Source organism: Microbispora cellulosiformans, assembly GCF_008728085.1.
GTDB lineage: Bacteria > Actinomycetota > Actinomycetes > Streptosporangiales > Streptosporangiaceae > Microbispora > Microbispora amethystogenes.
In genome coordinates, this window is record NZ_VYTZ01000002.1 from 751,681 (window position 1) to 776,308 (window position 24,628).

General features: G+C 73.1%; 18 protein-coding genes. 7 read left to right on the top strand and 11 right to left on the bottom strand.

Annotation, left to right across the window (positions count from 1 at the left end; genetic code table 11):
- Positions 1-61: 61 nt before the first annotated feature.
- Both F5972_RS07390 and F5972_RS07395 read left to right on the top strand, forming a co-directional pair.
- Positions 62-1,651 (top strand): MFS transporter, encoded by a 1,590-nt coding sequence (locus F5972_RS07390; protein WP_150932345.1) that lies wholly within the window; start codon positions 62-64, stop codon positions 1,649-1,651.
- 81 nt (positions 1,652-1,732) lie between these two features.
- Positions 1,733-2,611 (top strand): DoxX family protein, encoded by an 879-nt coding sequence (locus F5972_RS07395; protein WP_150932347.1) that lies wholly within the window; start codon positions 1,733-1,735, stop codon positions 2,609-2,611.
- Positions 2,612-2,619: 8 nt separating this feature from the next.
- On the opposite strand, the gene F5972_RS07400 is transcribed toward F5972_RS07395, so the two are convergent.
- Entirely contained in the window at positions 2,620-3,726 is a 1,107-nt protein-coding gene (locus tag F5972_RS07400) for a sensor histidine kinase (RefSeq protein ID WP_404803040.1), read from the bottom strand.
- Positions 3,727-4,200: 474 nt separating this feature from the next.
- On the opposite strand from F5972_RS07400, the gene F5972_RS07405 reads away from it, so the two are divergent.
- Together F5972_RS07405 and F5972_RS07410 are read left to right on the top strand one after the other, a co-directional pair.
- Positions 4,201-5,259: an isopenicillin N synthase family dioxygenase gene (locus tag F5972_RS07405; protein WP_150932351.1), complete on the top strand. Its 1,059-nt coding sequence runs from the start codon at positions 4,201-4,203 to the stop codon at positions 5,257-5,259.
- Between the two features lie 34 nt (positions 5,260-5,293).
- Entirely contained in the window at positions 5,294-6,436 is a 1,143-nt protein-coding gene (locus tag F5972_RS07410; protein ID WP_150932352.1) for a low temperature requirement protein A, read from the top strand.
- A 59-nt stretch (positions 6,437-6,495) separates the two neighbouring features.
- Here the strand turns inward: F5972_RS07410 and F5972_RS07415 are convergent, their stop codons facing one another.
- The 5 genes from F5972_RS07415 to F5972_RS07435 form a co-directional block, all read right to left on the bottom strand.
- A complete protein-coding gene (locus F5972_RS07415; RefSeq protein ID WP_150932354.1) occupies positions 6,496-7,779 on the bottom strand; it encodes a GH1 family beta-glucosidase in 1,284 nt (427 codons plus the stop codon).
- Positions 7,776-8,777, bottom strand: coding sequence for a LacI family DNA-binding transcriptional regulator (locus F5972_RS07420; protein WP_150932356.1), 1,002 nt, complete (start codon positions 8,775-8,777; stop codon positions 7,776-7,778). The genes F5972_RS07415 and F5972_RS07420 overlap by 4 nt, the downstream gene beginning before the upstream one ends.
- Entirely contained in the window at positions 8,774-11,632 is a 2,859-nt protein-coding gene (locus F5972_RS07425) for a glycoside hydrolase family 3 protein (protein ID WP_150932358.1), read from the bottom strand. The genes F5972_RS07420 and F5972_RS07425 overlap by 4 nt, the downstream gene beginning before the upstream one ends.
- A 421-nt stretch (positions 11,633-12,053) precedes the next feature.
- Positions 12,054-12,956, bottom strand: a complete 903-nt coding sequence (locus F5972_RS07430; protein WP_150932359.1) for a TolB-like translocation protein — start codon at positions 12,954-12,956, stop codon at positions 12,054-12,056.
- A 189-nt stretch (positions 12,957-13,145) separates the two neighbouring features.
- Positions 13,146-14,357 (bottom strand): ROK family transcriptional regulator, encoded by a 1,212-nt coding sequence (locus F5972_RS07435; RefSeq protein ID WP_150932361.1) that lies wholly within the window; start codon positions 14,355-14,357, stop codon positions 13,146-13,148.
- Between the two features lie 372 nt (positions 14,358-14,729).
- On the opposite strand from F5972_RS07435, the gene F5972_RS07440 reads away from it, so the two are divergent.
- Entirely contained in the window at positions 14,730-15,077 is a 348-nt protein-coding gene (locus F5972_RS07440) for a hypothetical protein (protein WP_150932363.1), read from the top strand.
- 7 nt (positions 15,078-15,084) lie between these two features.
- Here F5972_RS07440 and F5972_RS07445 read toward each other — a convergent pair whose 3' ends face one another.
- The 4 genes from F5972_RS07445 to F5972_RS07460 form a co-directional block, all read right to left on the bottom strand.
- Positions 15,085-15,339 (bottom strand): hypothetical protein, encoded by a 255-nt coding sequence (locus tag F5972_RS07445; RefSeq protein ID WP_150932365.1) that lies wholly within the window; start codon positions 15,337-15,339, stop codon positions 15,085-15,087.
- Between the two features lie 141 nt (positions 15,340-15,480).
- On the bottom strand, positions 15,481-17,427 hold the full coding sequence (locus F5972_RS07450) for a hypothetical protein (RefSeq protein WP_150932367.1): 1,947 nt from the start codon (positions 17,425-17,427) through the stop codon (positions 15,481-15,483).
- 49 nt (positions 17,428-17,476) lie between these two features.
- Positions 17,477-18,916: a serine/threonine-protein kinase gene (locus tag F5972_RS07455; RefSeq protein WP_191909984.1), complete on the bottom strand. Its 1,440-nt coding sequence runs from the start codon at positions 18,914-18,916 to the stop codon at positions 17,477-17,479.
- A 2-nt stretch (positions 18,917-18,918) separates the two neighbouring features.
- On the bottom strand, positions 18,919-20,421 hold the full coding sequence (locus F5972_RS07460) for a serine/threonine-protein kinase (protein WP_191909985.1): 1,503 nt from the start codon (positions 20,419-20,421) through the stop codon (positions 18,919-18,921).
- Positions 20,422-20,615: 194 nt separating this feature from the next.
- Here F5972_RS07460 and F5972_RS07465 point away from each other — a divergent pair, with 194 nt between their 5' ends.
- Both F5972_RS07465 and F5972_RS07470 read left to right on the top strand, forming a co-directional pair.
- A complete protein-coding gene (locus F5972_RS07465; RefSeq protein ID WP_150932373.1) occupies positions 20,616-20,942 on the top strand; it encodes a DUF1330 domain-containing protein in 327 nt (108 codons plus the stop codon).
- Positions 20,943-21,124: 182 nt separating this feature from the next.
- Positions 21,125-21,526 (top strand): hypothetical protein, encoded by a 402-nt coding sequence (locus F5972_RS07470; RefSeq protein WP_150932375.1) that lies wholly within the window; start codon positions 21,125-21,127, stop codon positions 21,524-21,526.
- A gap of 102 nt (positions 21,527-21,628) precedes the next feature.
- On the opposite strand, the gene F5972_RS07475 is transcribed toward F5972_RS07470, so the two are convergent.
- Complete coding sequence (locus F5972_RS07475) at positions 21,629-24,559, bottom strand: glycoside hydrolase family 3 protein (RefSeq protein WP_150932377.1); 2,931 nt, start codon at positions 24,557-24,559, stop codon at positions 21,629-21,631.
- Positions 24,560-24,628 lie beyond the last annotated feature (69 nt).

Consider the following 24,628-nt stretch of genomic DNA (forward strand, 5'->3'; position numbering starts at 1 on the left):
CCCTTCCCATGGCTTAAGCTGCCACGCATGTTCCAGCGGGGCCGCGAGCACTGAGCGGTTTATGATCATGGTTTCGGTCGGGTCCGCACCCGTCCGCGCGGCGGGCGCCCTGCGCGAGCCCCGGGTCAGCCGGTGGTCGGTCCTCGTGCTGCTGTGTTTCAGCCTGCTCCTGATCGCGGTCGACGCGACCGTGCTGCACATCGCCGTCCCCGCGCTCACGGCCGCACTGGAGCCGTCGTCGGTCCAGCTTCTGTGGATCATCGACGTCTACTCGCTGGTGGTCGCGCCGCTGCTGGTGACGTTCGGCACGCTGGGCGACCGGTACGGCCGGCGGCCGTTCGTGCTCGGCGGTTACGTGGTGTTCGGCCTGGCCTCGCTGGCGGCGGCGTTCGCCGCGACGCCGCTCGCGCTGATCGTCTCGCGGGCCTTCCTCGGCGTCGGCGGCGCGATGATCATGCCGGCGACGCTGTCGATCATCCGGCAGGTGTTCACCGACCGGCGGGAGCGGGCCGTCGCGCTCGGCGTCTGGAGCGCCGTCGCCGCCGCGGGCGCGGCCGTCGGGCCGCTGATCGGCGGGGTGCTGGTCGAGCACCTGTGGTGGGGCGCGGTCTTCCTCATCAACGTGCCGCTGCTGCTGGTCGCGCTGCCGTTCGCCGTACGGATCCTGCCCGCCTCGCCGGGGCGGGCCGACCACCCGTGGGACGCGCTCAGCGCAGCGCTCTCCACCCTCGGCATCCTGTCGGTCGCGTTCGGCCTGAAGGAGGCGGGATCGGGCCACACGCTGGGGCGGGGTCCCGCGCTCGTCGTCCTCGTGGCCGGCGCCGCGCTGCTCGTCTGGTTCGTGCTGCGCCAGCGGCGGCTGGCGTTCCCCCTGCTCGACATCGGGCTGTTCGGGCAGCGCGGCTTCGCGACCGGCGTCGGCTGCGTGGTGCTGGCCGTCTTCGCGCTGGTCGGCCTGGAGCTGATGCTGGCGCAGTATCTCCAGCTCGTGCTGGGGCTGTCCCCGCTGGAGGCCGCCGTACGGATGCTGCCGCTCATGGTCGCGGCCGTCGCGGGTGGCCTCGCCGCCGCGCACGTGCTGGGGCGGATCGGGCTGCGGGCGACGGTCGGCGGCGGCCTCGCGCTCACCGCGCTGTCCCTCACCCCGGTGCTGACCTGGGGAACCGAGCAGCATCCCGTGATGCTCGCCGCGTGTTTCGCGGGGATCGGCTTCGGCGTCGAGGTCGCCCTGCTCGCGGCCTCGGACACGATCATGGCCTCGGCGCCGGAGTCGCGCGCCGGCGGCGCCGCCGCGATCGAGGAGACCGCCTACGAGCTCGGGGCCGGCCTCGGCATCGCCGTGCTCGGGACGATCACCACGATCGTCTACGCCCCGTCCCTCGGAACCGTCCCCGGCGTCCCGTCCGGCCTCATGGCGCAGGCACGGGAGTCGCTGGCCGCGGCCGCGCACGTGGCCGGGAAGGCCGGCGCAGCCGGGGACGCACTCCTGGCCGCCGCCCGCGCGGCCTTCGTCACCGCCCTGCACAGCACCGTCGTCGTCAGCGTGGCGCTGCTCGCGCTCACCGCGCTGGCCGTGGCCCTGCTGCTCCCCCGTCACCCGGCCGGCGAACCCGGCACCGAGACCCCGGCGCCCGAGCGCGCGGACGCCTGACCTGGCCCGCGCATGACGGCGGCCGGGCCGGGGAGAGTATCCGGGCAAGCCGCTGCCCCCCAGCCCCCAGGATGAGAAGCCGTGAAGAAAACCTTGCACGACCTGGCCTCGCTGGCCGCCCGCATGGGCGTCGGCGGGATCTTCTTCGCCAACGGCTGGCAGAAGCTCGAAGCCGGCCTCAACGCCACTCAGGCGCAGTTCACCGAACTCCACGCGCCCGTCCCCTACCTCTGGGCGGCCGTCACCATGCTGGTCGAACTGGTGGGCGGCACGCTGCTGATCGCGGGCCTCGCCGTGCCGGCCGTCGGGCTGCTGCTGTTCGCCGAGGCGCTCGCCGTGTTCGTGATCACCGCCGGTGACGCCGGCCTGCCCCTGACGGGCGGCGCCATCGAGCTCATCGTGGCGCTGGGGGCCGCGTCGGTGCTGCTCGCCGTCACCGGCGGCGGCCGCGTCTCGGTGGACCACATGGTCGTCATCAAGCGCCGCGAGGCGGAGGCGGCCGGCGAGTTCGCCGCCGACGCCGAGGCCGACGCGGTGATCGCGGCGCTGCGCCCGCCGTGGCCCGGCGAGACCCACGACACCCGAGACACCCGCGACGTCCGCGGGTCTCGCGGCGAGGTCCGGGAGGGTCCGGAGGCAGGGGCGGGCGCGCCGGACACGGCGGCGCGGTCCGGAGCGCGCCCCTCCGGTCCACGACCCGGCTCGGGATCCGGCTCACGACCCGGTACGGACGCCCCGGCGGCCACGGCACCCTCCGGCACGCCGGCCGATCCCGCTCCGTCCGCCGCCGCTCCGGCGGCCCGGAAGGACGCCGCGCCCTCCGGCGACGACCCGGGGACGCCCCCGAGCGGACAGGCCTCCACGACGACCCGCCGGACCGCCGCGCCCCGCCCGCGCCGTACGCGGCGGGACGACGACACCACGACGGAGAGCCGCGCCGAGGCGCCGCCCGCCCGCTGAGAGGGGTGTCAGAGCTCCCGCGACAGCGGCAGGCGCAGCAGGAAGCGGGCGCCCCGCGGGCTGTCGATGATCGTCAGGGTGCCGCCGTGGCTCTCGGCGATCTGCCGGGCGATCGGCAGGCCCAGCCCGGCGCCCCCGGCGCCCCTGCTGCGGGCGGCGTCCAGGCGGGTGAACCGCTGGAAGACCCGCTCGCGCTGGTCGCCGGGGATGCCCGTGCCGTCGTCGAGCACCTCCAGCACCGCGGTGCCGGACAGGAAGCGGGGGTCCCCGTTGGGCGACTCGTCCCGCCGCACCTCCAGGCTCACCGACGATGCGGCGTGCCTGTCGGCGTTGTCGAGCAGGCTGGTGATCAGGCGGCCCAGCCGGATGCGGTCGCCCCGGACGGTCACCCCGGGGGGCAGCCGCGGGACCATCTTGTGCACGGCCCGGCGGTGGCCCAGCTCGTCGGCCACGAGCCGGCCGAGGTCCAGCGGCTCGCGTTCGCACGGCGCGCCGACGTCGAGGCGGGTCAGCGTCAGCAGGTCGGCGGCGATCGCCTGAAGGCGGTCGAGGCTCCGCAGCACGGCCTCGCCGATCTCCCGTACGTCGGTGTCCTCGGGGGCCAGCAGCGCGTCCTCCACCTGCGCGCGGATCGCGGTGATCGGGCTGCGCAGCTCGTGGGAGGCGTCGGAGGTGAAGCGGCGTTGCTGCTCGAAGGTCTCCTCCAGCCGGTCCAGCGTGAAGTTGATGCTCTGGGCGAGGGCGTGGAGCTCCCCTCTGTCCGCCGGGACCGGCACCCGCCGCCCGAGCTCGGAGGTGTTGATCTCGTCGAGCTCGTCCCGGATGGCCTTCACCGGTCGGAGCGCCCGCCTGACACTGCGCCGGGTGCCGTACGCGACGGCGGCGGTGACGAGCACGGACCCCGCCGCCAGCCCGGCCACCAGCCCGGGCGGGACGTCGAAGGCCCGCACCGGCGCGGCGCTGTAGACGGTCCAGTCCCCGCTGTCGCCATGGACCCGCTGCGCGACCACGACGCGGCAGTTGCCGGCGCCGAACGCGCCGCCGCAGACCTCCTGGACGGCCCTGCGCCGCGGCGCCTCCGGGCGGAAGCGCGCCATGGGCGGCTTGCCCCGCATGTCGGGAGTCGCGGCCCCTACCTGGCCCCATGGGCCCACCACCTGCACCGACCCGTTCGACGTCTGGGGCTCGGGCGGCAGCGCGGCCCCCGCCCGGGCGCGTTCCACCTGGTAGGCCGCTCGTTCACCCGCCGCCGTCACCTCACTGACGAGGTGCCGGCCGGCCGCCTGGTGCAGCGCCCACACCAGCACGGCCGAGAACGCCACGCACAACAGGGCGACAGCCGTGCCGGTGAAAAGCGCGACACGACTCCTGATCGTCCATCGATCCCCGAAACCCACCCGATCGCCTACTCCTGATACGGCCCTATAGACCGCATCCCCGAAATCTACGCCAAATATCTTAATTAGGATGCAATGAGACAAACTCAAAGAATCGCTTCTAATCTTCGCAAATCATCCCCCGTGTCACGCGAACGGCAAGCGCGTAAAGCCACCTTCCGGGCGGCGTGCCGAATGAGGGAATCTGGAGGCATGAACAGTGCGGTCAACCCCGCGGGCAACACCGCGGGACCATTGCCGGTGATCGACGTGAGCCCCTTCACCGGCCCCTCCACCCCTGACACCGGCCGGGAGCGCGCCGGTGTCGCGCGCCGGATCGAGGCGGCCTGCCTCGACAGCGGCTTCTTCTACATCAGCGGTCACGGGGTGCCGGACGACCTGATCGCGCTGCTCCGGGAGGCGGCCGCGCGCTTCTTCCTGCTGCCGCCCGAGCACAAGATGCGCATCTCGATGGACCGGGGCGGGCGGGCCTGGCGCGGATACTTCCCCGTGGGCGGCGAACTCACCTCCGGCCGCCCCGATCTCAAGGAGGGCCTCTACTTCGGCGCCGACCTCGGCCGCGAGGATCCCCGGCCGCTGCACGGGCCCAACCTCTATCCCGAGGAGGTGCCGGAACTGCGCTCCGCCGTACGGGCGTACATGGATGCGCTGACCGGCGTGGGACAGGCGGTCATGCGTGGCGTGGCGCTGAGCCTGGGGCTGGAGGAGGACTACTTCGCCTCCGGCTACACCGCGACGCCCACCGTCCTGTTCCGGATCTTCCACTACCCGCCCGCGGCCGAGTCCGGACGCGGCGAGTGGGGGCCGGACGAGTGGGGGGTCGGCGAGCACACCGACTACGGCCTGCTGACCCTGCTGCTGCAGGACGGCAATCCCGGCCTGCAGGTGCACACGGCCCGCGGCTGGATCGAGGCGCCGCCGATCCCCGGGACGCTGGTCTGCAACATCGGCGACATGCTCGACCGGCTGACCGGCGGCCTCTACCGGTCCACTCCGCACCGCGTGCGCAACCACACCGGGCGCGGCAGGCTGTCCTTCCCCTTCTTCTTCGACCCGGGGTGGGACTGCGAGGTGCCGCCGCTGCCCTCCCTGCCCGCCCGCGACGGTGGCCGTCCCCGCTGGGACGGCCTGGACCTGCGCGCCTTCACCGGCACGTACGGCGACTATCTGACCGCCAAGGTGGCGAAGGTCTTCCCCCACCTCGGCGGCCGGGTGCTGTCACCCCCGTCAGGCACACCCGCCGAAAGGTGATCGACAAGGCGGGCCAACCGGCACAATATTCGCCATGCCTCTCCCCCGCTGGTTCGCCGAGCGCGTCGAGCCGACCGCTCCGGACGCGGAGCTGCGCGTCTCCACGGTCGAGCTCTTCTTCGACCTGGTCTTCGTCTTCACGATCACCCAGCTCACCTCGCTGGTGGTGGGCGACTTCACCCGGCAGGACGGCGAGGGGTTCGCCGGCCAGGGCACCGTACAGGCCGTCCTGATCTTCGGCCTGCTCTGGTGGATGTACTCCGGCTACGCCTGGCTGACCAACACGGTGCCGCCGGAACGCACGGCCCGGCGGGTGCTGATCCTGTGCGGCATGGCCGGTTTCCTGATCATGGCCCTGGCGATCCCGCACGCCTTCTCCGGCAGCGGCGTGGCGTTCGCCGTCGGCTACCTCGTCATCGTGCTCGTCCACGGCGGGCTCTACCTGCAGGCGACGGCCGCGATCGCGCGGGTCGTGCCGTTCAACCTGGCCGCGACCGCGCTCGTCCTCGCCGCCGCCTTCGTGGCTCCGCCGTGGAACCTGGCGCTGTGGGCGGCGGCTCTCGTGCTGGTGTGGATGAGCCCGATCATCATCGGGCAGAAGGGTTTCCCCCTCCATCCGGCGCACATCGTCGAGCGGCACGGCCTGCTGGTCATCATCGTGCTCGGCGAGTCGATCGTGGCGATCGGCATCGGGGCGACCGACGGCCACCCCGGGGCGGCCCTGATCGTCACCGCCCTGCTGGGCCTCGCTCTCACCGCGGCGCTGTGGTGGGTCTACTTCGGGCACGGCGAGAGCGGGCCCGAGCACGCGCTGGCACAGGCCGGCGTCGTCCAGCGGACGCGGCTCATCCTGGGTGCGTACTTCTACGCCCATGTCCCGATCCTGCTCGGGATCGTCGCGACGGCGGCCGGGATCAAGAAGGCGGTCGGCCACGACCATCTCGCCCCCGGTCCCGCCGTCGCGCTGTCCGCGGGCACCGCGCTGTTCCTGCTCGGCGACCTGTGGTTCCGCCGGGTGCTGGGCGAGGCCCGGCGCGGCCGACGGCTCGCCGTGCGGCTCGCCGCCGCGCTGCTGGCCGCGGCGGCCGTGCCGATCGGCCAGTGGTCGCCGGCCGCCCACCTCGGCGCGCTCGTGGTCCTGGTGATCGCGATGATCTGCATGGAGAACGTCCTGTGACGTTCCCCGGCACGGCGGCGGGAGCCCGCCGCCGTGCCGGGAGCGCTCCAGCGCTCCGGTCAGTCCTCCAGGCCGCCGCGGGCGATGACGTCGCGGTACCAGCGGGCGCTGTCGCGGGGGGTGCGCTCCAGCGTGTCGTAGTCGACGCGGACGATGCCGAACCTCTTGTGGTAGCCGCGGGCCCACTCGAAGTTGTCCAGCAGCGACCACACGAAGTATCCGCGCAGGTCGGCGCCGCGGTCCATGGCCGACCGCGCGGCCCGGAAGTGGGTGTCGAGATAGGCGATCCGCCCGGGGTCGGACACCCCGTCGGGGAACGCGGCCCCGTTCTCCGTGATCATCAGCGCTGTGCCGGGATACTCCCGCCACAGCCGTACGAGCAGGTCCTCAAGGCCGGACGGGTTGATCTCCCAGTCCATCTCGGTGACCGGCCCGTGCGGGTCCTCCCAGGCGATGCCCTCGCTGCCGGGATACTCGGGGTGCCCCTCCGCCGAGGGGTCGGCGACGACCCGGTTGACGGTGTAGTAGTTGACGCCCAGCACGTCGATCGGCTGCGCGATCGTCGGCAGGTCGTCCAGGTTCACCTTGGTGAAGCGTTCCATATGAGCGAGAACGTCGGCGGGATACTCGCCGCGCAGCACCGGATCGAGGAACAGCCGGTTCGCCAGCCCGTCGATCAGGCGGGCGGGCTCGGGGTCGCCGAGGATCGGGGTCAGGTTCAGCGTCAGCGAGACCGACTCGGCGCCCCCCGCACGCAGGGCCTGCGTGCCCAGGCCGTGCGCGAGCATCAGGTTGTGGGCCGCGGTGAAGGCGGCGGCCGGGTCGGTCACGCCCGGCGCGTGCCGCCCCGAGCCGTACCCGACGAAGGCCGACACCCAGGGCTCGTTCAGCGTCGTCCAGGTGGCGACGCGGTCGCCGAGGCGCGACTGCACGGCCGCGGCGTAGTCGGCGAACCGGAAGGCCGTCTCCCGGTTGGTCCAGCCGCCCGCGTCCTGCAACGACTGCGGCAGGTCCCAGTGGTAGAGGGTCGCCACCGGCGTGATGCCCCTGGCGAGCAGGGCGTCCACGAGCCGGTCGTAGAAGCCCAGGTCGGCCAGGCGCGGCCAGGCCACCGAGAACCGGTACGCCTTGAGCCCCAGCCAGGCCATGATCTCGACGTCCTCGAGATAACGGTTGTAGTGGTCGCAGGCCATGTCGCCGGTGTGGCCGTCGCTGACCATGCCGGGCGTGTGGGAGAAGGTGTCCCAGATGGAGGGGACGCGGCCGTCGATGTGGACCGCTCCTTCGATCTGGTACGACGCGGTCGCGGCCCCCCAGAGGAAGCCGTCGGGGAATGAGATCATCGTGAACTTTCGCGAATCGTCAACCGTGGTTCGAGGAGCGTCGACTCCGGGACGGCCTGGCCCTCCAGCTTGGCCATGAGCAGCCGGACCGCCTGACGCCCGACGTCCTCGGCGGGAACGAGCACGGAGGTCAGCGCGGGGCTGGCCCGCTCGGCGATGTCGTCCGGGCAGATCGCCACCACCGAGACGTCCTCGGGCACCCGCCTGCCGAGGATCCGCAGAGCCCCCAGCACATGGCCGGCGGCCGCCTCATTGTGCACGACGAGCCCGGAAAGCCCCGGCCGTTCGTCGAGCAGCCGCTTCACCGCGGCGTGGACCTCGTCGAACGACTCCTCGCACGGCCAGGCCCCTGCCTTCAGGCCGTGCCGCGCCGCCGCCTCGGCGAACCCGGCCATCGTCCGCTCGGCGAAACCGGTGCCCCGCTCGTAGACCACGGACGGCGCGCCGAGCAGGACGATCTCGCGGCGCCCGAGGTCGGCCAGGTGGTCGGCGCACAGCGCGCCGGCCCGGGCGAAGTCGAGGTCGACGCAGGTCAGCCCTTCCGGGTCGGCCGGGAAACCGATCAGCACGGCGGGCTCGGCGAGCCGGCGCAGCAGCGGCACGCGGGGATCGTGGATCTCCACGTCCATCAGCAGCAGCCCGTCCACCAGCGCGCTCGCCGCCACCCGGTGCAGCCCGTCCGGCCCCTCGTCGGCCGTCATCAGCAGCACGTCGTGGTCGTACTGGCGGGCCGTGGTGACGACCGATGTCGCGAACTGCATGAGAACCGGCAGGTTCATGCCGGCCCGCAGCGGCAGCACCAGCGCGATGACCTTCGCGCGCTTGCTCGCCAGGGCGCGGGCGCCCGCGTTGGGGTGGTAGCCGAGCACCCGGACGCTGTCGAGGACCCGCTGCCGGGTCGTCGCCGAGATCGCCCGCTTGCCGCTCAGCACGTAGGAGACCGTGCTGACGGCGACTCCCGCGTGCTTGGCGACGTCGGCGATCGTCACGGTCCTCACGGGCGGAGCCCTCCGAGGAAAGCCAGCGTGCTCACCGTGACCCCCTCGCTTTCGTACACCACATAAAGATCGCGCACTCCGGCCGCTCCCGCCAGGGGGGTGCTCACACCGACGAAATCGTGTCTGGTAGCGGTGGGCGGGACGGTGACCGCACCGGCCACCTCCCCGGTCAGGGGGTCGTCGAGCCGCAGCGTGACCACCCCTCCCTCGTCGCTCGACACCGTGAGCGCGCACGTCCGCGGCCCCGCGTCACCGGGAACCGGGTCCCCCTCAGGGTCCCCGCCCGGCTCCCCGCCGAAGTCGCAGTCGCGGAAGGCGATCCAGGCCCCGGGCGAGGCGGAGCGGACGGCGTCCCCGGCGACGGGCGCCGCGTCGCACAGCACCACCCCGTCGTACTCGTCGTGGCCGGCCGCGTCCAGTGGCCGGCCGGTGAGAACCCGCGGGGGGATCCGCTCGCCCCGCACCCGCAGCGGCGCGCACAGCCGGATGTCGCCCGACGACGCGCCCACCTGCACCGTGTGCGCGGCGTCCTCCACCACGAACCGGCCGCGCGTGACGTCCCAGAAAGCCAGGTCGCCGACCGGCAGCTCCACCTCGACCGTACGGCTCTCGCCCGGCGCGAGGCGCACCTTGGCGAAACCGCGAAGCTGACGCAGCGGCTGCTTCACCCGGGAGCGCCGCTGACGGGTGTAGACCTGCACGACCTCCTCCCCCGGGCGCCCGCCCTCGTTGGTCACGGTCACCCGGACGGTCACCGTGTCGCCCGGGCCGGCCTCCGCCGCGGACAGTTCCAGGCCCGAGTAGGCGAAGCGGGTGTAGCTCAGGCCGTGCCCGAAGGGGTACAGCGGCCGGCCGCGGTAGTAGAGGTAGGTGGCGTCGGAGGCGATGACGTCGTAGTCGAGCAGGTCGGGCAGTTCGGCGGCCGAGCGGTACCAGGTCTGGGTGAGACGGCCGCCCGGGTCGTCGTCGCCGAGCAGCACGCCGGCGAGCGCGTTGCCGTACTCCTGCCCGCCGTGGGCCGACCAGACGATCGCGGGCAGGTGCTCCTGCGCCCAGGTGACCGCGAACGGGTAGCCGCTGGAGATCACCAGCACGGTCGCCGGGTTGGCCGCGTGGACGGCCTTCAGCAGGGTCTCCTGCCGCTCGGGCAGCGCCAGCGTCGTCCGGTCCTCGGTCTCCCGGCCGTTCACCAGGGGGTGGTCGCCGAGCACGACGACCGCGACGTCGGCGCCGGCCGCCGCCTCCGCCGCGCGGGCGGCGCCGCTCTCGACCAGTTCGACGGACAGCACGGACGCGGCGTCCGGGTCGTCGGTCGTCCGCACGACGCCGCCGGCCACGGTGACGTACCGGCCGGAGGAGATGTTGCGCAGCACGACGCCCCTCGGCCGCTCCTCGATCCGGAAGGTCTGGCGCACCTCCCAGCCGCTCGGGCCGGGCTGGTCGTTGACGAGCACGCCGTCCTCGCCCGCCTGCACGTGGCGTCCGTTGGCGCACGCACGGAAGGCGAACGCGCCGCCGCCCCAGTCGAACACGTCGAAGCAGGACCGCTCGCTCCCGACGTACAGCGGCCCGCCGCCGGGGTCCGGCGACGCTCCGACGTAGCCGCCCTCGGTGCGCAGCGCCACCCGGTCCACGCCCTCGTGGTAGACCGTCGCGCACCGCTCGGCAAGCCCCGTCAGCGCCGTCACCTGGTACGGCAGCGTGCCGCTGTACCAGTCCTCGAACAGGGCGCCGGCCAGCGGGCCGATCACCGCGACGGTGCGCGGCGCGGACAGCGGCAGCAGCCCGTCGTTCTTGAGCAGCGTGATCGACTGGCGGGCGGCCTCCCGTGCGAGCCGCCGGTGCTCGGGGCTGTTGACCACCTCGTGGGTGATCTCGTCGTACGGCGTGGCGGGGTCGAACTCCCCCAGCCGCACCCGTATCGACAGGGTGTGCCGCACGGCGGCGTCGAGGTCGGCCTCGGTCAGCAGGCCGCGGCCGAGCGCCGTCCTGATGTGGCCCAGGGTCGCGGCCCCGTCGGCGTCGTCCTGGGTGAAGCTGTCCAGCCCGGCCTTGATCGCGTGCGCGTACGCCTCGGGCAGGTCCCTGTGGTAGCCCTGCGGCGTGGTGAGGTTGCCCGGCGCGTAGGCGTCGCTGACCGCCAGGATGTCGTCGGGCGCCCACTCCCGCAGGTGGCTGCCGATCAGCGGCGACAGGTGGGCCGGGCGGCCGTTGACGAGGTTGTACGACGGCATGACCGCCACCGCGGCCCCCGCTTCGAGCGCGGGCCGGAACGCCTTCAGCTCGTACTCGTGCAGCACCCGGGGCGGCAGGCCGCTGGAGGTGACGCACCGGTCGGTCTCGTTGTTGTAGCCCAGGAAGTGCTTCAGCGTCGGCGCCGTCTTGAGCACCTCGTGGCTCCCGCGCAGGCCCCAGGCGTACGCCGTGCCCATCACGCCGGTGAGCCAGGGGTCCTCCGAGTAGCCCTCCTCGTTGCGGCCCCAGCGGGGGTCGCGCAGCGGGTTGACGACCGGCGCCCAGACGTTGCGGCCCACGCTCTGCGGGTCCTTGTGGTGGAAGGCCATGACCTCGTCGCCCGCCGCCTCCCCCACCTGGCGGACCAGGTCGGGGTTCCAGGTGCTGGCCAGCCCGACGGCCTGGGGGAACACGGTGGCCGGGCCGTGCCAGGCCAGGCCGTGCAGGGCCTCGGTGCCGGTGCGGAAGGGCCGCAGCCCGAGCCGCTCGACGGGCGCCTGGTACTGGTGCAGAAGGCCGATCTTCTCGTCGAGCGTGAGTCTGGCGAGCAGGTCCTCCACCCGGTCGGCGGGAGGAAGCGCGGGGTTCCTGAATGCCGGGTCCTGGGCCGGTTCGTTCATCTGGAGACTTCCCCTTCGCGTCGAAGCGCTTCGATGACCTGCCGAAAGAGGTGCCCACGGGGGCGTCGCGTGGATCCGCTGTTCGGTTGGGAAGCGCCGCCTGTCGAAGCGCTTCGAAAGGGCTACCGGACGTTTCCGGCGTGTAAATCCGGGCTTATCCGGAAGATTGCCCTTTCACTCGTCTCAGGTCAAGACCCGCGTCGCGCCTGTTTCATCGCGATGTCAACCGGTCACACGGGCCCGCACGGCGAGACGGACGACGGAAAGAGAGGTCGTGAGGGACGGGCGTGAGCCCCGGCCGCACGCACGGCCGGGGCTCACGCCCGTTTGTTCGGCGCGACGGGGCGCTCGCATGCCCCGCGTGAGGGTTCGTGGATGAGGGTTCCGCGTCAGCGGCTTCGTGGCTGTCCGGGAAGGCCGGTCAGCGGACGATCTGGAGCAGTGCCTGCCGCTTGGCGGCGGCCGGTTCGGCCAGGCGCTGCAACTGCCTGCCGTTCGCGTCCAGCACGACCAGGGTGTTGGCGGCGCGCCCGGCGACCCGGACGGCCAGGCGGCCGTCCGGCAGGTAGAAGGCGCCGATCAGCGAGCCCTTCACCGGGATGGGCACCTTCTTCCCGGTGACGATGTCGACGATCGCCGGCCGGAAGCCGCCGGGCCAGGAGCCGTCGCCCCCGGGCGCGTCCCGCGACAGCGGCGCCACGACGACCTTCATCCCGTCGGGTGACAGGCTCTGCACGTGGTTGGCGAGGCCGATGCCCTTGGCCCGGACCGACCTGCCGGTGCTGAGGTCGAACCGGTAGACGCCCTCGGTCGTCCCGGCGTACCCCGCGAGGTAACGGCCGTTGGCGGACCAGGCCAGGTGACAGACGCCGCGTGTGCTGCCGGCGGTGCGGCGGCGGGTGCCGTCCGCGTTGACGACGACGACGCGCTGCGCGTCGCCCTGGCCCTGCGCCAGGAAGGCCACCTGCCTGGAGTCGGGCGACCAGACCGGCGTGAGGCACGGCGCCCCGGCCCCGGCGCCCTTGGCCGCCGTCGAGACCGTGCGCCCGTCGCTCACCTGTACGGCTCCTCCGCCCGTGATCCAGGCGATCCTCCTGCCGTCCGGGGACGCCGAGAACTGGCCGGTCATGGGCATGGCGCCCAGCTTCGTGAAGCCCTTGCCGGGCTCGTAACGGCTGATCGGGTAGCCCTTGCCGTGCGACAGGTAGACGGCCGCCCCGGTGAGGGGCTTCGGCGCGGCGGCGGCCCCGGCCGGAGCGGCGGCGGTCGCGGGGGCGACCAGTGCGGCCGCGAGCACGGCGGCGGAGAGCAGGCGAGTGTTCAATGCTTTTCCAATTCCTCGGGTGTGCCGTCATTCGACGCCTGGCGGGCCCGGTTGGTTCGCCGCCGTGCGACATCGGAGCGGCTCGCGCTCCGCCCGATGCCCCGGCGTCATGGCCCGCCGCGTCGGCAGGGGCATGGCAGAGAGGGCATGGGCAGGGGGAATCGCCAGAGTCGGCCGGCGGGGCGCGGGTCAGCGCTGGGCGGGCAGGCGGCCGGAGTCGACCGAGTCCAGCACCCGCGCGGCCGCCCCGAGCGCGGCGGCGCCGTACCCGAGGGTGGAGACCTCCAGGCGGCAGCCGCCCCCGCCGGGGGCGAGCACCCGGCCGTACATCTCCTCTTCGGCGCAGCCGACGAGCCAGGGGGCGAGCGGCACGTAGTAGCCGCCGAGGATCACGACTTCGGGGTTGAGCAGGTTGGCCACGACCGCCATCCCCCGGCCGAGGTGGCGCCCGAGGTTCTCCAGCAGGCCGAGGACCTCCCGGTCCTCGTTCCGTGCCCGCCGTACGACCTCGTCGATCTCGAGTTCGAGATCGGACGGCGAGGCGTCGGGGGCCGTGTGGGCGAGGATCGCGCCGACCCCGGCGACGGCCTCCAGGCAGCCGCGGCGGCCGCAGCGGCAGACGGGCCCGGCGGGATCGAGTTGGAGGTGCCCGATCTCGCCGCTGTAGCCCTGCCCGCCCCGTCTGAGCCGGCCGTCCAGGACGATGCCCGCGCCGACGCCCACCTCGCCGGTGACGTACACGAGGTTGGCGGCGTTGCGGTGGGGCCCGAACCGGTGCTCGGCCAGCGCGGCGAGGTTGGCGTCGTTGTCGACCAGCACGGGAAAGCCGGGGTCGCGCAGCGCCTTGGTGAGGTCACCGGCCAGGTCGGCGTCGCGCCAGCCCAGGTTGGGGGCGACCCGCACGATGCCGTCGACGTCCACGAGGCCGGGGACGGCCACGGTCAGGCCGAGTACCTGACGGGCCTCCTTGGTCATCCGGCTGACGACCCGCCGGGCCAGCGCCGCCATCGCGACGACGGCCCGCCCCGGCCCCGAGGTGCCGCCGGGGAAGGAGCGCCGCCAGTTGAGCAGTTCCTCGCCCTTGAGGTCCACGGCGACCGCCGTGATGTAGTCGACGTTGACCTCGATCCCGATCGCGGCGTACGGCGAGCCGTCCAGGACGAGCATGGTGGCGGGGCGGCCGACCCGGTGCTCGGTCAGGCCGGTCTCGCGCAGCAGGCGCCGGTCGATGAGGTCGGCGACGAGGCTGGACACGGTGGCCTTGTTGAGGCCCGTGGAGGCGGCGATGTCGGCCCGGGAGCAGGGGGCGTTCTCACGGACGAACCGCAGCACGACGGCGAGGTTGGTCGCCCGTACGTCCGTGAAGTCGGCCGGCTGTGGCCCGTTGTGCGAAGTGATCACTGTCCGCCTCGTTCCCGCTTGGGCTCATCATGCCGCAATTGCGCGCAATCCGACATGAGATCGGCGGTACGGGCGGCCGCTCCGGCTCCGTCACGCGCGGCTCGGCACCGGCCGCCGGTCCCAGCGCCTCCCCGGTACCCTGGTGGCACCCGCTCCTCCGCGTTTGTTTGGCTATGGAACTAACTAAAGCCTACCGTGAGGCGGCACGTGAATCCAGGGGCCGCGCCGCCACGCGTGTCTCGGCGGCAACGCATGCTCGCGGCCCGGCGTCGGCCCCGTTGCCGGCGGGCGGCTGGCGGGCAGCCGGTGGGCGGCCGGCGGGGCAAGCCGAGTGCAAACGAGAATCAAACGCGACAGGCGACCCTGGTCATCGTGAAGAGGGATAAGTCGCACTATCTCGGCGAACTGCTCGTGTGGGAGATCGAAGACTATCTCCGTGCCAGGTCGGCTCCGCCGAAGCGGGCGCGGGTCGCCCGGCTGCGCGTGTCCAGCCGGTCGGCGGCGGAGGCGGTCGCCGCCGAACTGGAGGCGGGCGGTGGTGTCCACGCCGTCGCGAGGCGCGCGCTGAGGCTCGGCGTCGCCTCGCCGGACGACCTGTTCGGGGTCGTGACCCGCGACGAGCACCCCGAGGTGTTCGAGGCAGTGCCCGGCGCGACACTGCCTCCAAAGCCCGAAGGCGAGGGATTCCTCGTCATCCGCCTCGTCGCCTTCGAACCATGATCACCCGTCAGCGCATGCCGGCGCCGGTGACCTCCCTGTCGACGATCCTGGTCGCGCCCTCCTGCCGGGCGCAGTGCGCGCAGCAGAACCAGCGGCCGTCGTACTCCGCGCCGTGACCCACGATCCGGCACCCGCAGTGCTCGCACACGGGAGCCATCCGGCTGATGGCGCACTCGAAACTGTCGAAGACGTGCACCGCCCCCTGGCTGTGCACCTCGAAGGCCATGTCGTAGTCGTTGCCGCAGACCTCACACGTAGCCATGGTCGTCCCCCCGTCGACTCGCGGTCGAGGGGGGAGATACCCGCGCGATCCCGGACGAACACCGTCACCCCAGGCCACGACATCACAGGCCGCCACGTCCCAGCTCGTCGAGTGACGACGCGTCGCTCGGCAGCCGTCATGTCACAGGGCGTCGAGCAGGGCCTTGGCCAGTGACCTGGCCCCGGTGGCGGCCTCCTTCGGGTCCATGAGCACGGAGTCGGACGAGTTGATCGGCGTCTTCTCCGGACGGTCGCTGCCGCCGAACAGCACCCATATGACGTTCTTGCCGTCGAGCGCGTAGATCTCGTACCGGTTGGACTGGGCCGTGTCCGTACGCTGCCGGATCGCCTGTCCGAAGGCGTCCTGCCCGAAGCCGCTCAGCTTCTCGACCTTGCCCCACCGGATGCCGCCGATCTGGCTGCTGGCCGTGAACTTGGTCTTCGAGCGTTCGTCGATGAAGTAGTAGCGGGCGGACTCGGCGTCCCAGAAGGTGTGCACGGCGATGCGCAGGTTGCGCCACCGGACCTTGCCACCGCCGACCGGAAGCGCGTCGTTCCACCACTGGCACTGCGTGACGGTCGAGTTGCCCTCCTTGCTCCGCGCCGCCGCGCCCTCGGTGCCCGGCACCAGACCGGCGGCCAGGGACTTGAGGTTCACGCAGGCCCTGGGCAGCGGGATCCGGGTGGGCGAGGGCGACGGCGTGGGGCTCGGCTTGGGACGCGCGTGGTAGGGCAGCGGCTGCCCCGCCCGCCAGGCGGTCACCGACTTCGCGACCTGGGCGAGCAGTCCCTTCACCTCACGAATGGCGTTCTCCTCGGTGATCGACTGAGTCGACTCGGCCGAGAGGAAGTCGGCCTCCTTCTTCTTCTGGCTGGCCTCGTACTTCACCTGGAAGTACACGTCGCCGACGCGGCCGGCCCCCTCGCCGAACGAGTACCAGTACTGCTTGCCCTCCCGCGTCCACTGGTAGCGGGCGACGGCGCCGTTCCCGATCTCCCGGAACTCCCTGGGCTTCGAGTAGTAGTGCTCCTTGTCCGAGTGGGTCGCGCCGTACTTGTACTGGCTGAGCTCACCGTTGTACTGGACGCGCGCCGCCTGTTCGGCGGTGGTCGTCCCGAGCGCGTCGAACCTGGACACGTTCACCGTGATCTCGCGGCTGCGGGTGACGTCCTTGTAGGAGATGTTCCGGTTCCTCCATTCGCAGGTCCACCGGACGTAGCTGACGAGGGTGCCGCCGCGGTTGTCGTTGCTCGACGAGTTGATCTCGGCGCGTGGCACGAGGCGCTCGGCCTCGGCCGGGTCGAGCATCGCGCACACGTCCGCGGCCGCCGCCTGCGGCGCCGCCGTGGCGGACGAGGCGGCCGGCCGGGCCGGAGTCGCCACCGGCCGGGCGGGGGTCGTGCCCTGCCGCACGGTCATGTACGTGAAGGTGCCCCCGGCCACCAGCAGCACGGCTCCGACCGCCACCACGGGCAGCACCCATCCCCGACGCACCGGGGCCGACGGCTGCGTCGGCATCTGCCAGAGCTCCGGTGGAGGCGGCGTCGCCGCCTGCCACCCCTGCCAGGGCTGCTGTTGCCCGGACTGGTACGGCGGCTGCCCATACTGCTGCTGCCCCGACTGGTACGGCGGCTGCCCGTACTGCTGCCCGTACTGCTGCCCGGGCGGGCCGGACTGCTGCGGATACTGCTCGGGGTACGGCTGGGAGTACTGCGGCGGGTACTGCTGGGGCGGGCCTTGATATTGGCCGGGCTGCCCACCCGGGTAGTGGCCAGGCTGTTCACCCGGCGGCGGCTCCTGCGGGGGTCCCTGCTGGGGCGGGCCTTGATATTGGCCGGGCTGACCGCCGGGGTAAGAGCCCGGCTGGCCGCCCTGTGGCGGGCCCGGTGGCGGACCCTGTGGCGGGCCGGGCTGGGCGGCGCCGGGCGGCGGGCCGTACGGGGGCTGGGGCGGCGGCGGGTACGGCGGCTGCTGCGGCGACTGCTGGGGAGGCTGGTAGGGCGGCGGGTACGGCGGCCCGCCTCGCGAGGGCCGGTCCTCGGGCGGGTGCCCGCCGGGGCCGACGGGCCTGTCGTCACCGCTGGTCATCTGGTCTCCTACAGGGGGTGCGAACGGGAGGGTCGAATGGGGGGCGCCCTCAGCCGAGTCCGATGCCGACGAGTTCGGCGGCGCGCTCGGCGGTGCTCCGGTCGGCCTGGGTGACCGACGGGTCACCGGTGCGCCGGTAGGCCACCTCGACGACGAGGTTGCTGAGGCGGAACCAAACCGTGGCGCCGGTGGTCCCGGCCCCGGGGTCGGCCGTGTCGCAGGCGAACGCCTCGTCGGCGATCCCCGGGCGGTCGCGCGCCGCGGCGCCCCGGACCGCCCGCTCCGAGGCGAGGTCGCGGGCGGCGGCGGCCTCGCCCGCGCCGTCGCCGGGGAGCCGGAAGCCGACGGTGATCGTCCCCGCGTGCCCGCTGACGCGCTCGGTCCACGCGCATCCGCCCGCGCCGCCTCCGCCGTTCCCGCCCGGACGCGCGCCTGCGCCGCCCTCGCTCCCCTCGTCCCCAGCGGGCTCCGGGCGGGTCGTCGCGCCGAGGAGGTCGCGGATCTGCGTGTCGGTGAGGCTGCGGCAGGCGTCGGGGACGGCGGCGAAGCGCCCGCCGCCCTCGTCCCGCCCCGACGTCAGGAGCCAGGCGCCGAGGCCCGCCGCCAGGCCGGTCACGATCACCAGGGCCGCCACGACGGCCAGGCGCCACGACCGGGCGGGCCGTACGGCGGGAGCGGGGACGGGCGGCGCGGCGGCGGCGCGCAGGGCCTGCCGCACGACGTCGGGCGGCGGGCGCCGCGCCGGGTCCTTGTCGAGCAGGGCGAGCACGATCCAGGCCAGCACCCGGGACGCCCGCGTCATCGGCGGGGGCTCGTGGAGCAGGACGGCGGCGACGAGCGCGGCGGCGGTGGGGCGGTGGAAGGGCGTCTCGCCTTCGGCCGCCGTGAAGAGCGTGGCCCCGAGGGACCACAGGTCCGAGGCGGGCCCGTCGGGCTCCTCGCGGAACCGCTCCGGCGCCATGTAGGCGGGCGACCCGGCCGAGCTGCGCCAGGAGGCGCCGCCCTCGCCCATCGGCGCGGCGATGCCGAAGTCGGTGAGCAGGGCCCGGCCGTCCGGCCCGATCAGCACGTTGGCCGGCTTCACGTCCCGGTGCAGGATGCCCCGCGCGTGGGCCGCCTCCAGCGCGTCGAGCACGGCCAGCCCGATCTCCGCGACCCGCTCGGAGGGCAGCGGCCCGTGCTCGTGGACGATCCTGTCAAGTGAGCGGCCGGGCACCAGGTCCATGACGATCCACGGCTGTCCGGCGTGCCCGACGACGTCGTGGATCGTCACGATGGAGGGATGGCTCAGCCGCCCCGCAGCCCGGGCCTCGTCGACGGCCCGCCCGAGGAACTCGGCGAGCCGCCGGTCGTCCAGATCCGGCGGGACGCGGAGCTGCTTGATCGCCACCTCGCGGCGCAGCAGTTCGTCGTGGGCACGCCAGACCGTGCCGCCGCCCCCCTCACCGAGCCGTTCGATGAGGCGGTACCGCCCGGCGAGCACCTCCACGGCTACGCCAGCCCGCTCAGGCCGCCGGCGGCCGACCGGGCCGCCGCGACCGCCGCGTCCCGCAGCCGGGCCGGGGACGTCACGTCCAGGTGGGCGTACCGCAGCACGCCCACCAGGTCGCCCAGCCGGAAGTACACCCAGGCGGCCTTCGCCGTGCCCTCCGGCGTGGTGACGTCCACGGCGAAGGCCTCGTCGGCCAGCCCCGGCACGTCCCGCGCGGCCGACTCGACGACCTGGGTCTTCCGGTCGAGCCCGACCTCGTACCAGATCAGGTCGCCGTCGCGCGGCCCCGAGGCGTACTGCCGGCGCAGTCCCTGCATGAGCGTCCGCGCGGAGGCGAGGTCCAGTGCCCAGGGTTCCGGGGTGTCGGAGTCGGTCTCGGCGCCCAGTTCGACGCCCGCGCCCGTGACGGTCCACTGGCAGCCCGCCTTCTCCGGGCGCGGGTCCGCCGGGGCGCCCAGGATCCGGCGCACCTCCGCTCCGGGCAGCGCCCGGCACAGGTCCACGGCGCGGGTGAAGACCGGCGAGACCCGCGGCGGGGGCGTGCCGGGCTCGCCGTCCCGCAGCGCGTACGCCGTCAGGGGCGCAGCGGCGGCGGCCACGGCGAGGGCGACGGCCGCGATCCACCACCGGCGGCGCCGGGCGGGCCCGGCGGGGGCGTCGGTCCGGACCTCGGGGCCGGGCGTGCCGCCGCCGGCGATCCGGCGCAGCGTCGCGAGCGCCGCGCCCGTGTCCGGGCGGTGGGCGGGGTCACGCGCCAGCATCCGGGTCAGCACCGGGCCGAGCGGCCCCGCGAGCATCGGCGGCCGGGGATCCCGGGTGAGCGTCGCCGCGATCACCTCGGCCTGGGTGCCCTGGTGCGGCGGGACGCCCTCGACCGCCGTGTAGAGCGTGGCCGCGAGCGACCACAGGTCGGCGGCCGGGCCCCCGCGGTCGCCCGCGAGCCGCTCGGGCGCGATGAAGCCGGGCGAGCCGACGAGCAGTCCCGCCTCGGTGATCGACGCCTGGCCGGCGGGCCGGGCGATGCCGAAGTCCGTGAGGACCACCCGGCCGTCGGCGGACAGGAAGACGTTGCCCGGCTTGACGTCCCGGTGCTGCACGCCCTGCGCGTGCGCGGCCGACAGCGCCTCCAGGAGCCGGGCGCCGAGGTCGGCCACCTGCCGGTACGGCAGCGGCCCGTACGACGCGACCTGCGCGGCGAGGTCCCGGCCGCGGAGCAGTTCCATGACGATCCACGGCCGGTCGTCCTGGACGAGCACGTCGTGCAGCGCGACGATCCCGGGGTGCCGCACCCGCGCGGTGACCTCGGCCTCGCGCATGACCCTGGCGACGAGCTCGGCCCGCTCCCGGTCGCCGAGGCCGTCGGGGAGGCGCAGTTCCTTGACGGCCACCTCGCGGTCCAGCACCGGGTCCCTGGCCAGCCAGACCCGGCCCATGCCGCCGGAGCCCAGCGGGGTCAGCAGGTGGTATCGCGAGGCCAGTGGCTCCCCCAGCGATTCGGCCATAACGGGGAGAATAGCGAAAGCGTGATCGATCGCCCTCCTTATCGCCGGTCCCGTCCGACGGGCGAGACGCGGACGGCCCCGCCGCCCGGGCATTACCTCACGGGTCATCGCCTCCGTGACCGGCCTGGGACATGCTCGGAACCAGGAGGGGACGCCCGTCCCCGGCACCACCGCCCAGGCCACAGGAGGAACCCATGCCCGCCTACGCCATCGCCCAGCTCCGCGACGTCGCCGTCGGCGCGGACATCGTCGAGTACCTGCGGCGCATCGACGCCACGCTGGAGCCGTTCGGCGGCCGTTTCGTCATCCACGGCGGCGAGGCGGAGGTGCTGGAGGGCAGCTGGCCGCAGACCCTGATCGTCATCGGGTTCCCCGACCTCGACACGGCGCGGGCCTGGTACCGGTCGCCCGCCTACCAGGAGATCCTGCCCCTGCGCACGCGGAACTCCTCGGGGGACGCCGTGCTCCTCCCGGGGGTGGACGAGGACCACAGGGCGCTGGACGTGCTGGCGCCGGCCTGACCCGCGCCCCAGTCGAATGGGATGAATGCTCCTAAGTCGCCCTGTGCCGGGAAAGGAACGGTATCCGCTGCGTCGGGGCTCGACGTGGACCGCGAGCGAGACCGCGCATCGGGGTACGTCACGACTGCGGTCGCAGAAGGCGACACGTTCACACGTCCACCAGAGGAGCGGAGCCGGCGGAGATGAAGGTGCATGCTGCGCGCGACGCGCTCATCCGAGTGGCCCGGTGCCGGTGTGCGTCACTCGTGGTCGCGGTCGCGGCGGTCCTCGGGGCGGCCCTCGCGATCGGCTTCCTGCCCGGCCTCACGTCCGCCGCGTACGCCGTGCCGACGCGCGGCGGCGGAGACGGGGGCGGAGGCGTGGTGGCGTCCGACAGGAACGGCAACGGGTCCCGCATCACCGTGGGCAACGGCGGGGTCTACGGGAACTACATGGTGATCGGCAGCCTCAAGAACGCGAACGGCCTGCAGCAGGCCACGATCGGCGTGAACGGCAACGGCAACTCCCAGGGCAACGTCTGCAGGCGGCGGGGCGGCCCCTGCTGGTTCAACCAGAACGCCTGGGTCCGCACCGGCCGGTGGTGATGCCGGCCGGCTGCCGCCGTACGACGACGGAACGCCCCGCGGATGGGCGGTGCTCACCCGCGGGGCGTCCTCGATGTCCGGTCCGGCACTGCCGCCCGAGGCTCAGCTCAGGGTCAGGTCCTTGACCCGGACGTCGCCGGTGAAGACCACGTAGACGTCCTTCACGCCGTTCGCGCCGGAGACCGGAGCGGTGGCGGCGGCCCACTGGTAGACACCGCCGGTCGCGGCGACCGGGATCGTGGCCACCTTCGTGCCGTTCGGGGAGCCGAGGCGCACCTCGATCTTCCCGGCGGCCTCGGCGGCCACACCCACGGTCACCTTGGCGGGCTTGCGGAGCTGGACGTCCCTGAACGCGATCCAGCCGCCGTCCGCGCCCGCCACGGCGTCGCCGCGGACCTTGGTCTCGTCCACCAGGTGGACGCCCGAGTAGTCGTCGAAGTCGATCGCCCGGGTGGTCTTCGACAGGTCGCGGTGCGGGATGTCCTCATCCCTGACGTTGATCGTCGAGCGCTGGCGGACGGCCTCCGACGACGATCCCACGAGGATGTCGTGGGTCGCGTTCTCGACCGTCCACTTGTTCCGCGTGACGTCCCACAGGGCGAGGTCGGCCTTCTTCACGGTCATCGTGACCGTCTTCGTCTGCCCCGGCGCCAGCGACACCCGCTCGAACGCGCGGAGCTGCTTGACCGGCTGCTTCACCCGTGACCGGTGCTGGTGGGTGTAGAGCTGCACGACCTCGTCGCCGGCCCGGGAGCCGGTGTTGGTCACCTTCACCGAGACCTCGTACGCGTCGCCCTTCTGCACGGCCTTCAGGCCCTGGTAGGCGAACGACGTGTACGACAGGCCGTACCCGAAGGGGTAGAGCGGCCTGCCCCGGTAGTACAGGTAGGTGCGGTCCTTCTTGACGATGTCGTAGTCGAGGATGTCGGGCAGCTCGGCGGCCGACCGGTACCACGTCTGCGTCAGCCGTCCCGCGGGGTTGACGTCGCCGTACAGCACGTCGGCGAGGCCGTGCCCGGTCTCGGCGCCCGCGTGGGTGGTCCACAGGATGGCCGGGACGTTGGCCTGCTCCCAGTTGATCGTCGTCGGGTAGCTGTTCTGCAGCACCACGACCGTGTTGGGGTTGGCCTTCTTCACCGCCTTGACCAGGGCCTCCTGGCCCTCGGCGAGGTTCATGTCGGTGCGGTCGTGCGCCTCGCGGCCGTTGATGAACGGCATGCTGCCGACCACGACGACCGCCACGTCGGCGTCCTTCGCCTTGGCGACCGCGTCGTCCACGCCGCGGGAGACGACCTCCTTGGCGTAGTGCGTGGCCTGGTCGGCGGTGGTCAGGCTGAGCGAGCCGTCGGCCTCGGCCTTGACGTACGCGTTCGGGCCGAACCAGCTCTCGCTCGTCTCGTAGCCGGCGTACCGCAGCAGGAAGGTGCCGTCGGTCTGCTGCTCCAGCTTGAACTGCTCCTGCACGAACCAGCCGGACGGCTGGTCGGCGGTGTTGGCGAGCGTCGACCAGTTGGCCCGGCTGACGTACTTGCCGTTGGCCGCGCTGCGCAGCGTCAGCACGCCCTGGCCCCAGTCGAACGCGTCGAACTGCTCGGTCGCGCCGGCCGTGGCCGCGCTCTCCTTCAGGTCTCCCCCGGTGGCGGGCGCGCTGATGTACCTGCCGGTGGCGACGTCCTTCAGGGCGATCCGGTCGACGCCCTCGGAGGAGGACACCGCCTTCGCGCGCTCCCTGATCCCGGCGAGCGGGGTCACCTTGTACGGCAGGGCGCCGGAGTACCAGTCGGTGTAGAGGACGTCGGCCAGCGGGCCGACCACGGCGACCTTCTTGCCGGGCTTCAGCGGCAGGGCGCCGCCGGAGTTCTTCAGCAGCACCATGGCCTTGGCCGCGGTCTCGCGGTTCAGCTTCTGGTTCGCCGGGCTGTTGACGACGTCCTTGGTGATCTTCCCGTACGGCCCGCCGTCCGGGTCGAACTCACCGAGCCGGAACCGGATGCTGAGCTGGTGCCGGACGGCGTCGTCCACGTCCGCCTGGGTCAGCAGCCCCTTCGACAGGGCCTCCTTGACCGCCGCGACCGTCGGGCCGCCGTTGGTGTCGTCGACGGTCATGCTGTCGAGGCCCGCCTTGATCAGCGCGGCGTCGGCCTCGGCCTGGGTCGCGTAGTACTTCTCGCTCTGCACCAGGTTGTTCGGCGCCCAGGCGTCGGAGACGTTGAACAGGGTCCGGTTCGTCCAGGAGCGGACCACGTCGTTCAGGTCCGGGCTGACCGTGTTGGGCCGGCCGTTGACGAGGTTGTAGGACGCCATCACGCCGGTCGCGGCGTCCGCGGAGATGGCCGGTTTGAACGCCGCCTCGTCGTACTCGTGCTTCACCCGCGGCGGCAGTTCCGAGGAGGTGACGTCCCGGCTGATCTCGTTGTTGTTGGCCAGGTAGTGCTTGAGCGTCGGCGCCGACTTGAGGTGGTCGGGGTCGTCGCCCTCCATGCCCGATCCGTACGCCGTGGAGATGGCGCCGGTGAGCAGGGGGTCTTCGGAGTAGCCCTCCTCGTTGCGGCCCCAGCGCGGGTCGCGCAGCAGGTTGACGACGGGCGCCCACAGGTTGAGCCCCCACACGCGCGGGTTCTGCGCGTGGAAGCCGCGGGCCTCGTCGCCGACGGCGGAGCCGACCCGCTTGATCAGGGCGGGGTCCCAGGTGCTCGCCAGGCCGAGCGCCTGGGGGAAGACGGTGCCGGTGGCGGTGACCACGGCGCCGTTGTTGTCGATGTCGGTCGACCAGGCCACGCCGTGCAGCGCCTCGGTGCCGCTCTTGAACATGCCGACGCCGAGGCGGTCGATCGCCGGGGCGTACTGGTGCAACATCGACACCTTCTCGTCGAGCGTGAGCCGCCCGAGCAGGTCGTCGACGCGCTGCGCGAGCGGCAGCGACGGATTTCGGAACGGATAGTCGCCGGCCGCCCGCACAGGGCCGGCGCCCAGGCTCAGAGCCAGAGCCAGGGCGGCCGACGCGGACAGCATCGCCGAACGGCGACGGGACATTGCGCCTCCAGGTCAGGTAGTGACGCGTTTCTTCGGTTTCTCGGGTTGGGGTTTCTCTCGGGTGGGGGT

What these genes read in the sequence shown, in the direction of transcription:
- F5972_RS07405 (WP_150932351.1), top strand. Translation starts at nt 4,201, where the DNA reads ATGAACAGTGCGGTCAACCCCGCGGGCAACACCGCGGGACCATTGCCG.
- F5972_RS07465 (WP_150932373.1), top strand. Translation starts at nt 20,616, where the DNA reads ATGCCCGCCTACGCCATCGCCCAGCTCCGCGACGTCGCCGTCGGCGCG.
- F5972_RS07410 (WP_150932352.1), top strand. Translation starts at nt 5,294, where the DNA reads ATGCCTCTCCCCCGCTGGTTCGCCGAGCGCGTCGAGCCGACCGCTCCG.
- F5972_RS07445 (WP_150932365.1), bottom strand. Translation starts at nt 15,339, where the DNA reads ATGGCTACGTGTGAGGTCTGCGGCAACGACTACGACATGGCCTTCGAG.
- F5972_RS07470 (WP_150932375.1), top strand. Translation starts at nt 21,125, where the DNA reads ATGAAGGTGCATGCTGCGCGCGACGCGCTCATCCGAGTGGCCCGGTGC.
- F5972_RS07425 (WP_150932358.1), bottom strand. Translation starts at nt 11,632, where the DNA reads ATGAACGAACCGGCCCAGGACCCGGCATTCAGGAACCCCGCGCTTCCT.
- F5972_RS07460 (WP_191909985.1), bottom strand. Translation starts at nt 20,421, where the DNA reads ATGGCCGAATCGCTGGGGGAGCCACTGGCCTCGCGATACCACCTGCTG.
- F5972_RS07475 (WP_150932377.1), bottom strand. Translation starts at nt 24,559, where the DNA reads ATGTCCCGTCGCCGTTCGGCGATGCTGTCCGCGTCGGCCGCCCTGGCT.
- F5972_RS07390 (WP_150932345.1), top strand. Translation starts at nt 62, where the DNA reads ATGATCATGGTTTCGGTCGGGTCCGCACCCGTCCGCGCGGCGGGCGCC.
- F5972_RS07415 (WP_150932354.1), bottom strand. Translation starts at nt 7,779, where the DNA reads ATGATCTCATTCCCCGACGGCTTCCTCTGGGGGGCCGCGACCGCGTCG.
- F5972_RS07400 (WP_404803040.1), bottom strand. Translation starts at nt 3,726, where the DNA reads ATGCGGGGCAAGCCGCCCATGGCGCGCTTCCGCCCGGAGGCGCCGCGG.
- F5972_RS07450 (WP_150932367.1), bottom strand. Translation starts at nt 17,427, where the DNA reads ATGACCAGCGGTGACGACAGGCCCGTCGGCCCCGGCGGGCACCCGCCC.